The organism is Nostoc sp., assembly GCF_036917375.1.
GTDB lineage: Bacteria > Cyanobacteriota > Cyanobacteriia > Cyanobacteriales > Nostocaceae > Nostoc.
In genome coordinates this window covers 91,716-106,291 of record NZ_JBALDN010000093.1, presented here as the reverse complement: position 1 = coordinate 106,291, position 14,576 = coordinate 91,716, and the positions used below count along the sequence as shown (strand labels likewise).

The window sequence follows — 14,576 nt, the reverse complement described above, 5'->3', positions numbered from 1 at the left end:
CTAATCCCTTTCGGTTAGGATATAGAGTAAATGGAGTGAGGTAATAATTGTGAATGTATCTTTGACCTCAGAACTGGAGCAGTTGGTTAATCGCTATCTCTAGCCAATATGCCAGAAAATAATCACAAAGTAATTATTTTTGATACCACCATGCGTGATGGAGAATTGACGCCTGGTATAAAAATGAATTTACAACAAAAAATTATCATCTCCCAATTGCTCGAAGAAATGGGAGTAGATATTATTGAAGTCGGTTATCCAGGAAGTTCTCAAAAAGATTTTGATGAAGTCTTTAATATTTCTAAAATCATTAAAAATTCTACTATTTGTGGGCTAGCTAGTTCAAATTCAAATGAAATAATCACTCTTGCTGAAGCAATTAAACCAGCAATCAGAGCTAGAATTCACACTTATACTCCGGTAAATCTGAAAAATCAGTCTAAATTAACCAAAGAAGAAGTATTGGCAACAATCAAAGAGAGTGTTTCTCTAGCACGCAATTACTGTGATGATGTAGAATGGAGTGCTTTTGATGCTCCCAGAAGTGAGCCAGATTTTTTGTGTAAATCTATTGAAACTGCAATTAAGAGTGGTGCTACTACTGTTAGTATTCCTGATAGCTTAGGTTTAGCTTCGCCAGAAGAGTTTTCGCAACTTCTGCAAATGATTTTTAATCGAGTACCCAATATTAACGAAGTTGTCGTTTCAGTACACTGTCATGATGATTTGGGTATGGCGGTAGATAATTCACTCATTGCTTTAAGTTGTGGTGTGAGGCAAATTGAATGTGCAATTAATGGTTTGGGTGCGAGGAAAGGTAATGCAGATTTCAGTAAAGTTCTAACGGAGATTTCAAAGCAGGAGAATTATCAACTTGAGATTAACACTTCCTTGATGAGTAAAGCAGCAGAGTTAATTTTTCAAATAACTGGGATAGGAGAGTATTATTGATATTCCTCTTTACTACGATCGCGGCTTTTCTGGCAAGCATTCAATGATGGTTGGACAACTTCATGACCTACCAAGGCACTGATATTAGTACTGTTATTCAAGCTATTTGCTAGTTTTCTACGAAGTGACTCTAAAAACATAGTATCATTACCAAGATCGGAAGCCTCATCTTTATTGGTATCTTCGATTTCATTGAGTCGCTCTTGGTATTTCTCAATCAGACGATCAATGGCTTCAATAATAAACTTTAGAGTTAGGACTATCATACTTTGAATAGCATACGGTTTTAGTAACGGGTAATAAGTAATTTTTTAACTCTTACCTATTAACCGTTACCACACTTAACTGACTACCGCTTCCGCTTTTTCCTCAGCTTTTTCCTTAATTAGCACATAAGGCTTTTCTGCACCTTGTGCTAAATACTCAGCTAGCTGACTTTCAATTTGATCGCGCACAATTTGGCGATACTCTAGAAAATGCTCGTTGTGGGCGCAAGCTGCGATGTAATGTTCAATAACTCCAGGGTTATGCTTGAGAATGCTGAACAAATGATGCCAGAATTTCCAGCGGGTTTCCCGTTTGATTCCTTGTCGCCAAATCACAATTAGCAACGCTTTTATAACTACCCACTCTGGCATTTTTGCTGGGGCTTTCCAACTAGGCAAGCCCATCATCAAGAAGCAGCGATAGGTGCGATCTAAGTACTGCACTGGGTCGTATAAAGTACAGAATGCTTCAATATATTCTCGTGCAAGTTCTTCCAGGGGACGAGTAGGTAGGAAGTTCATCAATGTTGTTTGGTTGATGTTCCCGTCTTGATTTTCCCGTAATCTTCCTTCCTTTTTCAGGCGGTGCCAAAGCGCAGTGTTAGGTAACGCTTGTAACATGGCAAAGGTCGTTGAAGGAATTGCTGCTTGTTCAGCAAAGCGGACAATGCGATCGCCTGCACCGGCTTTTTCGCCATCAAAGCCGATAATAAACCCAGCCATTGGGCGCAATCCGGCTTTGATGATGGTTTCCACTGCCTCAGTTAGAGAACTGCGAGTATTTTGAAACTTCTTGGTCATTTGCAAACTATCCTCATCCGGCGTTTCGATTCCCAAAAACACCGCTGAGAAACCACACTCAACCATCAACTCCAACATTTCTGCATCTTGTGCCAAGTCAATTGAAGCTTCAGTGTCAAATCGGAAGGGATACTTATGTTCTGCCATCCAGACTTTTAACTCTTTCAGCAACAATTTCACATTTCGCTTGTTGCCAATAAAGTTGTCATCCACCATGAACACACCCCGCCGCCAACCCAATTCATAGAGGTAATCTAACTCTGCTAAAAGTTGGGCTGGGGTTTTGGTGCGTGGTTTGCGCCCGTAGAGAACAATAATGTCGCAAAATTCGCACTGGAAGGGACACCCGCGCGAAAACTGCACCGACATCATGTCATAAGCATTCAATTCCAATAAATCAAACCGAGGTATTGGTGTGCTTGTGACATCAGGCTTTTCTGTGGCGCGGAAAGTTCCAGATGTGTCTCCCCGTTTAATTGCCTCAATAAACATGGGCAGCGTGATTTCCCCTTCATCCAGAATCAGAAAATCTGCGCCAACATTTTCAACTTCGTGAGGTACAGAGGTAGGGTAGGGTCCGCCAACTGCGACTAACTTGCCACGTTTTTTTGCTTCCTGGATTTGGTCAAGTAAATCTTGTTTCTGGACAATCATCGCAGAGAGAATTACTACATCTGCCCATGCCCATTCTTCTTCTGTTGCTGCGCGGATGTTGCGATCGACCAGCTTGAATTCCCATTCTTGGGGCAAAATCGCGGCTACTGTTACTAAACCCAGAGGTGGTAATAAAACCTTGCGATCGACTAACTCTAAGATTTTTTCATAAGACCAAAAGGTTTTGGGAAATATTGGATACACTAACAAGATTCGCATGTAGTATCAATCCTCACACTTTGATTGTTATCCCACTCTAACGAAAATAAAGAGTTATTGACTTTTTATTAAAGTTGTTTTATCTTACCATTGATATTTTTACCTCAAGTGACAACTCTCACCGCTAACTGCAAGCAGTGTAGTGAGAATATCTCAAACTTACGAATTAGACTGGTTGACCATTGTCTAAGCCGCAGCAGCCAGAAATCGGCAGTCCAACCGAACCACGCTTTGAAAAGATTTAACAATAATTGCTAATTCGCAATTCGTAAAATTCTCAAGTTGCCTTTGGGGTAAGGATTTCTAAAGATTTTTTCTAGTCTCTAACTACTGAAACCCATACTATCAGAAGAAGAACTTTTTAAATCTTCGTGGGGGAAACATGGAGATTTTTAATTATGGTAAGGAGTGGATTTAAACCCTTCCCCCTTAACCTTTAAGCGATAAGTATTGAATCAAGGGTTTGGAGGGATTTCAGCACCCACTGAACAGTTACCTGTAAAAAATATTTTTGAAATTTGCATAACTTTCTATTCAAACTCAGATATGTATTCACAGCATAAGCTTCAACAACTTCCAAATTTAAAGTAATAGGATGCAAAAGAATGCTCATTTGCTCGACAGAACTGACCCATAGGCTGCTCCCAATTTAGTGTATGCGATCGCTGGCACATTTGTGGTAGAGGGAGGGCAAGTATTCCCACATTAAAAAACTTTACTTCTCCATACTGCATCTTGGACACGACCAAATTTTGAAACTAAACATGTGTTGGGCGCGACATCTCTTCTCTAATACATTGTAGTAATGTGACGAGAAAGTTGAACCTAATTGTTCCACTTGTAGAGGCAATTTGAGTCTGTATATCTGCGGTTTGACATCTTAAATTTTCCCAAAACCACCAATACCATTACAAAAACTATCTTGTAGGAGAAATATGTTATGAGTCACGAGAAAAAAGTCACGTCTAACATCCCCACAAGGGGCGGAAAAGCTGGGTATCGCCCTCATGGCACTGGAGTAAGAGGTGGGGAATTTCCACCACAGTCTTCCTTGTTTGAAGGACGTTTTGGAAGGATCTTTCGCACACTTCCTGCTGCAAACTATTCTGTACAAGCACTTCATGCTCTTGCTGAAAAAATTACTGCGCCCCATGAAGAGGAGCAAACCCCAGAAGACAAGCAGGATGATGAGGAAAACGTCGGAACTGCTGAACGCCCTGGTATTCCTGCTGGATATACCTACCTTGGTCAATTTATCGATCACGATCTAACTTTTGATCCGGCAAGCAGCCTCCAGGTACAAAACGATCCAGAGGCTTTGATTGATTTTCGGACACCACGCTTCGACCTCGATAGCGTCTATGGACGTGGCCCAGACGATCAACCCTATTTATATGCGGATGATGGTCTACACCTGCTTTTAGGCAAAAAACTTTCTGGGAGCAATTTTGATCCAAATACCAGAGATGTACCACGCAATACTCCCAACTCTGGCGAACCTGCCCGTGCTTTGATTGGCGACCCTCGTAATGATGAAAACACTATTGTTTCACAACTTCATTCCACCGTACTGCGCTTTCATAACCGAATTGTCGATTTCCTGACTAAGCGCGATGGTCATCCACCCTCTTTCGAGACCGCTCAACGGGAGGTACGCTGGCACTATCAGTGGGTAATTCTGCACGATTTCCTCCCCAGATTTATCGGTTGGGATATCCTGTTTGAGATTCTGCCTCAGCTCAAACAAGAGAAGGAAAATCAGGAATTCACCGAGTTTCAGCCAAACCTGAAGGTCTTTAAGTGGAAGAAGGAGCCTTTCATTCCTGTCGAGTTTTCAGCAGCAGCCTATCGCTTTGGACACTCGATTATTCGTCCAATTTATCGATTAAATACCAATGACCCAGGCATTAAGGAAGGCACTAATGAAAAGGCAGGACGACGGATCATCTTCCCCAGTCCTGATGGTAATTTGAGCGAAACACTCACAGGTTTTCGTGCCATTGAGGACGGTAGGGCAGTGGACTGGACTCTATTTTTCGATATTACCCCACTAAATCGACAAAAACCAAATACTCCAAATCGCGTTCAGCCTAGTTACAAACTCGATACTTCACTGGTAAATCCCCTTGGTACACTTCCAGAGAGTGTGGCGACAGTTGAGCATTCTTTGGCAGCTCGCAACTTGCTACGCGGGCTACGTTTGGGTCTGCCTTCTGGACAGGCTGTGGCAAAACATTTAGGTCTGCCTGTTATCCCTAATGAACAACTACGAGTCGGTAAGGCGACAGCAAAGGATGCTGCCAATAATCCTCTACTCACCAGCATCTCTCCAGAGTTTAACAACCGAGCGCCGCTTTGGTACTACATTTTGGCAGAGGCACAGCTAGAGATACAGAAGGCAGCGCAACAGGGTCAACTGAGTGAGGATGAAATCAACAACATTCCTACCCGACTCGGCCCAGTAGGGGGGCGTATCGTTGGTGAAGTATTCGTGGGGCTACTTTTTGGAGACAGTCACTCTTATTTGCGTCAGTACCCAGGTTGGAAACCAATCCCTGAATTCCGCCGCAGTAAGGACGGTACTGTTAACCCCGATGGTGATTTTGGCGTACCAGAATTGATCTTACAAGCAAAGGAATCTATCTGAAGATGTTAGGGGGTCTGCTCCCTGACTGCCTTATTGTTATATTTTTTATTAATGCAGTAAGGGTCAAATCCCCAACTCAAAAGCTTCTCTTGCCTCCTTCAATCTAAAGAAACTGTTCTTGAGTAGGGAAGTTGTATTTTACTTGCGAAGGTCAAAAGGTCTGTAAAAATCAAAATTAGTTATGCAGCTACTCCGAAAATTTAAGCAACTTTTTAAAGTCCCTTGACTTGTCCTTACAAATCATGTTCATAGCCCGATCTCCTCAAGGTTTACCTCGATGGATCGAACGAGGCAAATTTCATTCCTGATTTGACCAATCGTTTGATAAATCGATAATCTTGCTCAAGATTATTTAGATATTTAACTTGCCATCATTCATAATGATTGCACAATAGTTCTGATTTTTTGAGTACATCAATTGCTTTTTAACAAGCTGCATTTCTATTGACGTTGATAACTCATGTAGTTCCGTTATAGTCAGATTTTAAAGCCGTGGATATCGTGCATACTATCGCAATACTTCTCGGTTAAGGGGAAAGGGAAAGGGAAAATAAAAAACCTTTAACCCTTACCCTTTAACCTTTTCCCCAAACCCGATTCCGAGTTAAAAGTGCAAAATCCGAGAAGTATTGCATACTATCACACCTATAGCAGGATGATATTTAATTTCCTAGACCCCTTACTTCAAAGCCAGTAATATCAAAAGTTTACGCTTAATTCGACTCAAAACGATGTATGTGAGGGGCTGTGACGCTCCTGCGTCGCTAACGCTATGCTATCGGTGATGCCTAAAACTTTAGCAATAAGCATAGGCTAATCAGATATATTTCGACTCATTGAGAACGTCGCTTTTTTCTTGACATGATGTGCTTGCTCTAGGCTACTGGCGCTAATCCATCAATGACATTCTTTTAGACCAGCAACTATTGCAACATCACTGATGACCTCAATTCATACCTATAGTATGCAATGCTCATCACTTCAAATATTTTTTGCAAATATAATGGGAAGATTTTCTATGATCGCAATCGATCCTTCTCCACTACCTAATATATTAGGGTTTGTAGCATTAGCTTGTTACATTCTTACTTTGCTTCCGACAATTCTCAGAATAGTTTTTCCTGAAACTAAAGAAACTGGTATTCCTCAATGGCTGCTAAAACGCCGTCGGCTCATCGGTGTGTTCGGATTCTTTTTAGCATTGACTCATGGATTTATTTTAGTTCAAAAAAGAGACATTGATTTTTTCGACCCAAAGACATTTTTGATTTATTTCCAGGGAATATCTACTTTTACTATCTTCACCATCTTGGCTATAACCTCTAATAATTGGAGTGTAAAAAAGCTGAAGAAAAACTGGAAGCAATTGCATAAACTTACTTACTTAGCCATATTTCTTTTAACGTGGCATATTTGGGACAAAATGTCAGGGCACTGGACATATTTAACACCCATTGCCATTATGTCGATTACCGCTATTATGGCTTTATTTCTGATTCGTTTTTGGATTGAACGCCAGAATCAGCAGCAAAAAAAGATGAATACAACAAAAGAGGTAGTTCGTGGGTAGTTTACACAACGAACATAATCTTCTCTCTTTATTGTTCAAAATCAAATTCAAAATAATTTCCTAACAAAGATTGCTCAATCTAAATAATGTTGCTAGTTGTGATTTGGAGCCTATAAATGTCAAAGCTAATCATCAACAAGGTTTCAGCAGCTTTAGTGATTACCATTGTAGCCTTGAGTAGCTTTAGTTTCTATGGTTTACTTTCACGATTTAAAACTCACGTATCTACCTCCATATCTTTGCTTAATTTACAACCTTCTCACATTTTTAAAGGGCATTCAATATGGATTTATGCGATCGCTATAAGTCCAGATGGTAAAACTTTAGCTAGTGGTAGCTATGATGGCACGATTAAAATTTGGAATCTGCATACTGGCAAATTACTTCATACCTTTAAAGGACATGCTGATGCAGTTAAGTCCCTTGCCATTAGTCGTGACAACCATATTCTGATCAGTGGTAGCTGGGATAACCGGATAAAAGTTTGGAATTTAGAAACTGGTGCTTTGCTGCGTACTCTCAACGATCATGTTGATGATGTGGAGTCTGTGGCGATTAGTCCAAAGGGTCTTTTGGCTGCTAGTGGCAGTACCGACAAGACGATCAAACTGTGGAATCTCCAAACTGGTAAACAATTACAGACACTTCAGGATACTGATACTGTAAAGTCTGTTGCCTTTAATCCAGATGGGAGAACTTTAGCTAGTGGCGGCAATGATGGCACTGTTAAAATTTGGCAGCTAGACACTCAACCAGGAAAAGAAAGTGCAGTGCTAACACACACTTTCGTAGGGCATTCTCAAGGAGTATTATCTGTTGCTTTTAGCCCAAATGGGCAGATCCTAGCCAGTGGCAGTGCGGACAAGACGATCGAGCTTTGGCGGCTTAACGATCGCACATTGTTACACACACTGGTAGGACATTCTGCAAAAGTGTTGTCTGTAACTTTCAGCCCGGATGGGCAAGTATTAGCCAGTGGCAGTGCAGATAACACGATTAAGTTTTGGTATCCATCTACAGGTAAAGCATTAGGTAGCATTGCAGGACATAGCAAACCAGTTTGGTCTGTTGCATATAGCCCCGATGGACAAACTTTAGCTAGCGGTAGTGCCGACCAAACTATCAAAATTTGGCCTGTGCGAGGGTTGCATAATTAACAGATAAATTGTCTTAAACTATACATCAATTCGTATTCATTATTGGTTCTTGGCAACTTTTGGTGATGATGAAAGGTTACGCGCTTTAAGGCAGAAGGCAGGAGGCAGGAGGCAGAAGGGTTTTAAGATTTTGCCTGTCGTCGTAGAACTTGTGACAAAGATCCAGATCCAACCTGAAGACTTTTCTTGTGATGTAGAGATTCTGTAACCCTTATACCACAGGGCTTTCTGTAATTTTATTCTTTCTTCCTTCTGCCCTCTGCCCTCTGCCTTCTGCCTAAACCAGCCCACTATTGATCACCAAAAGCTGACAAGAACCTCATTATTGGTTGATCTTATTAAACTACAAAAGCATAAATCCCCACATTAGCTAACGTTCAACGCCACTAATTTTCAAAACATCACTCATGGTTGCACAATAATTTGGTAAGCCGAAACTATCGGGATTGATGAATTTTTCATAAGTAAAATGCCGATAGTTCATGCAAAACCGATCCCAAGCAGCCATGCGAATGCGGAACAGAACAATAATCAAATTAGCCAATGCTATAGATATGGGAATGCGAAAGTAAATCTTTTTTCCTAGATAAGCACAGACTTGTTTCACTGCTTGATTAGCAGTTAACGGTGCTTGACCTAAAACAAGCCGACGTGGCTGATTATCTTTAGCAGGATGATCGATCAAATATCGCACGACAGTGGCAATATCTCGTCCGTGGATAAAGTGAAAACTGCCATCGGCTTCTAGAAAGCGAATCACATTAATATATTTCGTCACTTCTGGAATACCAGATGTGACAGCAGAATAAGGTTTATTCGCATCACCGCCCAATACTACAGTCGGAAAAACTGTGGTAATTTTGGGTGCGATCGCTAATTTTTCTTTTTTCTCTAAGCACTCATATTTAGAACGGATGTAATCTGTCCCAATTTCTCCGGCTTCTTTTAATGGTTGATTGTAGCGATCTAAAACGCTAGCTGTCGAAAAATAAATCACCTGCTGGCAACGTTCTGGATCTAGCAGTTCGAGTAACTCTATTGTCTTGACAACATTAATATCAAATGTCTGATCGCCACCCCAAGCTGTAGCTGTGAGTACCGCTGTATCAATTGTGGATAGCAAATCGGCAAACTGGCGAATATTTTGCATATCACCTTGTAAAACGTTGATGCCTGAACGTGCCCTGGTATCAACTTGTAGCTTGCTTGGATTCCTAACTAATAGATACAGTTCGTGATTTGTTTCTTTAATTAAGGCTTCTGTTAAATAATGACCTACACAACCACTTGCACCAGTCACTAAAATCCGCTTCTGGCTCATAGAGAATTTTTTAAAATTTAGGATTTAAAAGTGAAGAGTTAAAAATGAAGTTAAAAGTTCCAAATCGCAACTGATAACTTATCCTCTGGAAATTTTAGATTTTGAATTTTGGATTTTGGATTAAAAGAAAAATCTAAAATCTAAAATCTAAAATCTAAAATTGAATGGCTCCTAACTCTTAACTCCTGCAAGATTCAATTCCTTTGCGGTTTCAAAGAAGAAAGCGACATTTTCTTCGGGAGTTTCTGGTAAGACACCGTGACCGAGATTGAGAATGTGACCCCAATTACCAGCTTTGCGAACGGTATCGAGGATGCGATCGCGGATAAACTGTTTAGAGCCGAATAGCACGCCTGGGTCAAGATTTCCTTGAACTTTCATTTGTTTACCCAATCTGGCTCTTGCATCTGCCATATCTACTGCCCAGTCTACAGTGACAATATCAGCGCCAGATTGTCCCATTCTTTCCAACACACCCGCACTACCGCTAACTAGCAAAATCAAAGGTGTATCGGGATGGGTTTGCTTAACTTGCTGGAAAACTCGCTGCTGATAGGGGAGAGCAAAAGTGTCATAATCTTGAGGACTCAATTGACCCGCCCAAGAATCGAACATTTGCACAACTTGAGCGCCACAGTCAATCTGGTAGCGGGCATAGATGGCGATCGCATCTGCTAATTTAGCTAACAATTGATGCAATATCGCCGGATCTGAAAATGCCATGTTTTTGATGATGGAATAAGTTTTAGAACCTTTTCCTTCAACTGCATAAGCTGCTAACGTCCACGGCGCACCCACAAAGCCTAACACCGTTGATTTATCGCCTACTTCCGAACGCAACGCCTGCAAAATTGTTTTGATAAATGGTAGAGTTGCTTCTGGTTCTAAAGGATGCAGAGCATCGATTTGTTCTTGAGTGCGGAGGGGCGAGTGAATGATTGGGCCTTTACCTTCGGCAATATCCATGTCAATCCCCAAACCAGGTAATGGGGTGACAATATCAGAAAATAAAATTACTCCGTCTGGTTGGAAAGCTCTCCAGGGTTGCAAAGAAACTTCAATTGCTACTTCTGGAATTTCGGAGCGATCGCGAAACGAAGGATACTTCTCTCTTAAGTCTCGATATGCTTTCATATATCGTCCCGCTTGTCGCATCATCCATACAGGGGGACGATCTACTACTTCACCACGAGCAGCCCGTAAGAGATGAGGAGTCGTTGAATAAACACCCATTTATCACTTCATCCTAAGTCACAACTTTTATGCCACTGTTTAGCTTATCATTCCGGGATTACGCTTTATTAGCAAGTTGTCAGCAAAAGCCCTAGTCTCTTTACACCAAAGGGAAATCGGGTCGGAAATGGGATAAAACAAGAATTAACAAAGAAAGTGGAATATAAAAGAATTTCGTCACTCTTTTGTGTTGTCTCCACTATCTACTCTCTTAATTCCCTATGCAAACTGACTCTAACAGTCCCGACCATCTTGCATCTGCTAATAATGAGCCTAATCCAGGAAAGTATTTGATTCCGCGATCGCAGCGACAGAGGTTCTTTATTCAGTTTACCTTAATGACCCTCATCGGATGGGTTGTGGGTGGCGTTGCTAGTATTGCGTTAGAGAAAATTATTCTCCAAAGTCTCTCGTCTAACATTGCTAATCAACCACAAACATGGAGCATTTTGGTTAGAAGCCTTAGTAACGTTGTATTTGCCGTGATTTTCGCTGCTGACCAAGCCCTTGTACTTTACCGATATTTACCGGGTTGGCAGTGGCTATTTGCTACTAGTGTCGGTTGGCTGATTGCCAATGGTGTTTCTACAGCCTGGATTAACTACATTTCAACCATTGCCTCATCATCTTCTGAAGATACTTTGATTTTTGGATTTTTGTCTGCGATCGCATATATAATTTCTGGAATTTGGCTAGGGATTTGCCAATGGCTGGTGTTGAGGCGATATACAGCAGGTATTTGGTGGTGGAATTTTGTACCCTCAATCTCTTTCTTCTGGATTACTATTTTGGTTTGGTTGCTTTTTATTGTGCAAAATTTGATTCCAGAAACCTACCGTACTCCCATACTATATTGGAGTGGACAAGGACTTACTGCGGCGATTTTAGGAGCCATACCAGCAATTGGGTTGTGTACGTTAAAAAGGAATCTACATCCCAAAACTGGAGTTTCTTCCTGACTTTTATCGATATATTCTATAACCTTAATATTTATGACTCGCCCGCGCATTCTCCAACCCGGTCAAAGTTAGAAATTTAGTAAGTATTTTGAATTACCATATACCCCAGGAGACATCTTGGCGGAACTGGAATATAGTTACGAACCAGTCCTATTTATTTGCCATCCCAAATCAAATCTAAACGCTCTTGGGCTTTCTTAAGGGCTTTTTCAGCAGACTCTCCTAATACTGTGGCTTCTATAGCTCGACCAAGACTGTCAGAAAGACGGCTATATCCAGCAATAATTGGTTGAGAATGTGCCACAGGTAATTGGTCAAAAAACACTTTCAACACTGGTTTTTCATTGATGAATTGCTGATAAGCTTTGCTTTGAGCCGATTTAAGGGTAACTGGCAAAAAACCCGTCCCTATACTCCATTCGGTTTGGAATTCCTCACTCAAAACATACTCTAAAAATTTGAATGCTGCTTGCTCTCTTACTGGTGTGGTCTTCATTACAAAAAAATTTCCAGTACCTGTGACTGTAGCAGGTCTGATACCTGCTGGTATGGGTAATACCTGATGATCGACCTCAGATTTCATAATTAAAGTCCAAGGGCCTGTTATCTGCATCGCAACACGACCTGTAAGAAAAGCGTCTTCTTCATAACCTCGTTCTGGGGCAGAAAGCATTACTGAACCATCTTTTATCAGGTCTTGCCAGAATTGTAAGGCCGCGATCGCACCCGGATTGGTTAAATTCGGGCGATTATTGATTACAATCTCGCCATCAGCACTATATAAAAACGGCAACCAACTAACCACAGTCCATCCACCTTTTCCTAAAGGCAGTAAAATACCATACTGTTCGGGGCGACCATCCCCATTGCGGTCTATAGTTAATTTTTTGGCAACTTTTCTCAATTCATCCCAAGTTTTGGGTATTTCTGTAATTCCCGCAGCTGCAAAAAGTTTAGGACGGTAAAAAATCCCAATATTACTGGTGTGCATTGGCACTGACCAAATATGACCATCTAACTGCATTTCTGACAATAAGTTAGGTCTAATATCTGACTTGAGGGGTGATTTATCCAACCAATCTTCTAAAGGTCGAAGTGCTCCTAATTCCACAAATTGACCTGTATATTCGGGGTGGAATGACAGGATATCTGGCGGCACATTAGCAACAACTGATGTTAATATTTTGGGTAAGTTAGGTTCCGGCTCGAATATAGATTCCACCTGAATATCAGGATGAGTTTGATTAAATTTATCTACTAATTTTTCAAAAATCTCTCGATGTGCAGGGGGATTAATCGCTTGCCAAAGTGTCAGATGAATTACCCCGTCGTTTTTTTGTCTAATTTCCTGACAACTAGATAAAAATATCAGAGATAAACTGAGAATCATTCCTAAAATTGAAAGCCGAGTGGCGGTTTTTATTAAAAAATACCAAAAATCTCTAATTTTGGAAGTTATGAAATTAATATTCATACAAAGTTTTTAGATATATAGGTCATTTATACATTATTCCTAGTTACACTTATCGGGAAACAACTTGCTGAATTAAACTTTCTAACTGGTTAGCACAGCTAGTTTCACTAAAAAATTGTGCAATTTGCTCAGAGCGATCGATCTTTTGCTGAGGAGTTTTTACACAATCCATAATTGCTGCTGCTAATGCATTTACATCACTTGGTGGCACTAAATTCCCACATTCCAGTACTTCAGAAATCTCACGCGGCCCAACTGGACAATCACTAGCAATAAACGTTACCCCATTAGCTACAGCTTCGACAAGAACCATACCAAAGCCTTCAGAATGGGAAGCAAGTATAACTGCTCGACACAGTGAAAAGTAAGCTTTAGGATTGGGGACAGATCCTGCAAAAAGTACTATGTTACTAATATCTAAAGAATTTGCCAAATCTTGCATCTCTAATTCTAAATCACCGTCACCTAGCAAAACTAGTCGGATATTTGAGTAAGTTTCACTAGCTTTAGCGAATGCTTTAATTAAAGTTTGATGGTCTTTTGGATAATGGAATCTAGCAGCAGATACAAAGGTAATCAACTCAGAGTCATTTAACCAAGACTCGGCTGTAGAATTGAGAGGTGGATTTTTTAAATCAGGTGTTACTGGATTATAGGATATTGCTATTCGAGGATGATTTAAGCCAAGGTTTAAAAATTTATCACGAAGAGTCTTGCAAACAAAAACTATTCCACTAGCTTGTTTAATAGCACGAAGATGTATCCAATTATCAATACTGACATTTAAATCTTGGATGAATGCAGCGATAGGATTTATTTGGCGTTTAATCTTTGATTCCGAAAGATAATCGCTATGAATATAACTGATATATGGAATAGATAAACTTCCAGGTATAAACTTAGATAAATAAAAAAGCTTAGTGATAAATGCACTATGACAAATAATAATATCTGGTTTCTGTTCAGCAACGAGCTTATTTAATTGTATTGCTACCCATATTTGGTGTATTGCTCCGCCAATATAAAATAAAGTTCCGGCAATTTTCATCACAATGATTATATGAGCTGATTGAAAAGATAATATCCAGCGTGGATCTAAATCAGTCAGGATCGCAGTAGAGACTTTATAGCCAGCCTTTACCTGAGAAGAAATTAGCGAATCAGCAACTTTTGGCGCTCCACCAATGTTATTCAAAACTATATGACAAATATGCATACTTGTAGTTAGATTTTACTCCCTTTAGCAAAATAAATAAACTCAAATTTATTCGTGCAAAATGGCAGTAATAATTATACAGTCAGCAGGAGAGCGAAGCAACAATTT

The 14,576-nt window shown here is 40.4% G+C and carries 11 protein-coding genes; 5 read left to right on the top strand and 6 right to left on the bottom strand.

Translation table 11 applies throughout. The annotated features are described in order from the left end of the window. Positions 1-108: 108 nt before the first annotated feature. Positions 109-951 (top strand): 2-isopropylmalate synthase, encoded by an 843-nt coding sequence (locus tag V7K45_RS24395; protein WP_335007531.1) that lies wholly within the window; start codon positions 109-111, stop codon positions 949-951. On the opposite strand, the gene V7K45_RS24390 is transcribed toward V7K45_RS24395, so the two are convergent. Further along, positions 945-1,217, bottom strand: coding sequence for a hypothetical protein (locus tag V7K45_RS24390; RefSeq protein ID WP_335007530.1), 273 nt, complete (start codon positions 1,215-1,217; stop codon positions 945-947). The two genes, V7K45_RS24395 and V7K45_RS24390, sit on opposite strands and share 7 nt — an antisense overlap. A 75-nt stretch (positions 1,218-1,292) precedes the next feature. Next, a complete protein-coding gene (locus tag V7K45_RS24385) occupies positions 1,293-2,891 on the bottom strand; it encodes a B12-binding domain-containing radical SAM protein (protein ID WP_335007529.1) in 1,599 nt (532 codons plus the stop codon). Positions 2,892-3,831: 940 nt separating this feature from the next. On the opposite strand from V7K45_RS24385, the gene V7K45_RS24380 reads away from it, so the two are divergent. The 3 genes from V7K45_RS24380 to V7K45_RS24370 all read left to right on the top strand — a co-directional run bounded on the left by V7K45_RS24380 (position 3,832) and on the right by V7K45_RS24370 (position 8,265). Then, positions 3,832-5,538 carry a peroxidase family protein gene (locus V7K45_RS24380; protein WP_335007528.1) on the top strand — a complete coding sequence of 569 codons (1,707 nt, stop codon included), beginning with the start codon at positions 3,832-3,834 and terminating at the stop codon, positions 5,536-5,538. Positions 5,539-6,556: 1,018 nt separating this feature from the next. Continuing rightward, positions 6,557-7,108: a ferric reductase-like transmembrane domain-containing protein gene (locus V7K45_RS24375; RefSeq protein WP_335007527.1), complete on the top strand. Its 552-nt coding sequence runs from the start codon at positions 6,557-6,559 to the stop codon at positions 7,106-7,108. Between the two features lie 116 nt (positions 7,109-7,224). Continuing rightward, the gene (locus V7K45_RS24370; protein ID WP_335007526.1) at positions 7,225-8,265 is read left to right on the top strand and encodes a WD40 repeat domain-containing protein; all 1,041 of its coding nucleotides are present in this window, start codon (positions 7,225-7,227) and stop codon (positions 8,263-8,265) included. Positions 8,266-8,635: 370 nt separating this feature from the next. On the opposite strand, the gene V7K45_RS24365 is transcribed toward V7K45_RS24370, so the two are convergent. Next, positions 8,636-9,586: an NAD-dependent epimerase/dehydratase family protein gene (locus V7K45_RS24365; protein WP_335007525.1), complete on the bottom strand. Its 951-nt coding sequence runs from the start codon at positions 9,584-9,586 to the stop codon at positions 8,636-8,638. Positions 9,587-9,757: 171 nt separating this feature from the next. Next, on the bottom strand, positions 9,758-10,819 hold the full coding sequence (gene hemE / locus V7K45_RS24360; RefSeq protein WP_335007524.1) for a uroporphyrinogen decarboxylase: 1,062 nt from the start codon (positions 10,817-10,819) through the stop codon (positions 9,758-9,760). 221 nt (positions 10,820-11,040) lie between these two features. On the opposite strand from hemE, the gene V7K45_RS24355 reads away from it, so the two are divergent. Next, positions 11,041-11,778, top strand: coding sequence for a hypothetical protein (locus V7K45_RS24355; RefSeq protein ID WP_335007523.1), 738 nt, complete (start codon positions 11,041-11,043; stop codon positions 11,776-11,778). A gap of 154 nt (positions 11,779-11,932) precedes the next feature. On the opposite strand, the gene V7K45_RS24350 is transcribed toward V7K45_RS24355, so the two are convergent. Both V7K45_RS24350 and V7K45_RS24345 read right to left on the bottom strand, forming a co-directional pair. After that, the gene (locus V7K45_RS24350; protein ID WP_335007522.1) at positions 11,933-13,252 is read right to left on the bottom strand and encodes an ABC transporter substrate-binding protein; all 1,320 of its coding nucleotides are present in this window, start codon (positions 13,250-13,252) and stop codon (positions 11,933-11,935) included. Positions 13,253-13,301: 49 nt separating this feature from the next. Continuing rightward, positions 13,302-14,468 carry a glycosyltransferase gene (locus V7K45_RS24345; RefSeq protein ID WP_335007521.1) on the bottom strand — a complete coding sequence of 389 codons (1,167 nt, stop codon included), beginning with the start codon at positions 14,466-14,468 and terminating at the stop codon, positions 13,302-13,304. Positions 14,469-14,576 lie beyond the last annotated feature (108 nt).

What these genes read in the sequence shown, in the direction of transcription:
- V7K45_RS24345 (WP_335007521.1), bottom strand. Translation starts at nt 14,468, where the DNA reads ATGCATATTTGTCATATAGTTTTGAATAACATTGGTGGAGCGCCAAAA.
- V7K45_RS24350 (WP_335007522.1), bottom strand. Translation starts at nt 13,252, where the DNA reads ATGAATATTAATTTCATAACTTCCAAAATTAGAGATTTTTGGTATTTT.
- V7K45_RS24385 (WP_335007529.1), bottom strand. Translation starts at nt 2,891, where the DNA reads ATGCGAATCTTGTTAGTGTATCCAATATTTCCCAAAACCTTTTGGTCT.
- V7K45_RS24370 (WP_335007526.1), top strand. Translation starts at nt 7,225, where the DNA reads ATGTCAAAGCTAATCATCAACAAGGTTTCAGCAGCTTTAGTGATTACC.
- V7K45_RS24375 (WP_335007527.1), top strand. Translation starts at nt 6,557, where the DNA reads ATGATCGCAATCGATCCTTCTCCACTACCTAATATATTAGGGTTTGTA.
- V7K45_RS24380 (WP_335007528.1), top strand. Translation starts at nt 3,832, where the DNA reads ATGAGTCACGAGAAAAAAGTCACGTCTAACATCCCCACAAGGGGCGGA.
- hemE (WP_335007524.1), bottom strand. Translation starts at nt 10,819, where the DNA reads ATGGGTGTTTATTCAACGACTCCTCATCTCTTACGGGCTGCTCGTGGT.
- V7K45_RS24395 (WP_335007531.1), top strand. Translation starts at nt 109, where the DNA reads ATGCCAGAAAATAATCACAAAGTAATTATTTTTGATACCACCATGCGT.
- V7K45_RS24365 (WP_335007525.1), bottom strand. Translation starts at nt 9,586, where the DNA reads ATGAGCCAGAAGCGGATTTTAGTGACTGGTGCAAGTGGTTGTGTAGGT.
- V7K45_RS24390 (WP_335007530.1), bottom strand. Translation starts at nt 1,217, where the DNA reads ATGATAGTCCTAACTCTAAAGTTTATTATTGAAGCCATTGATCGTCTG.
- V7K45_RS24355 (WP_335007523.1), top strand. Translation starts at nt 11,041, where the DNA reads ATGCAAACTGACTCTAACAGTCCCGACCATCTTGCATCTGCTAATAAT.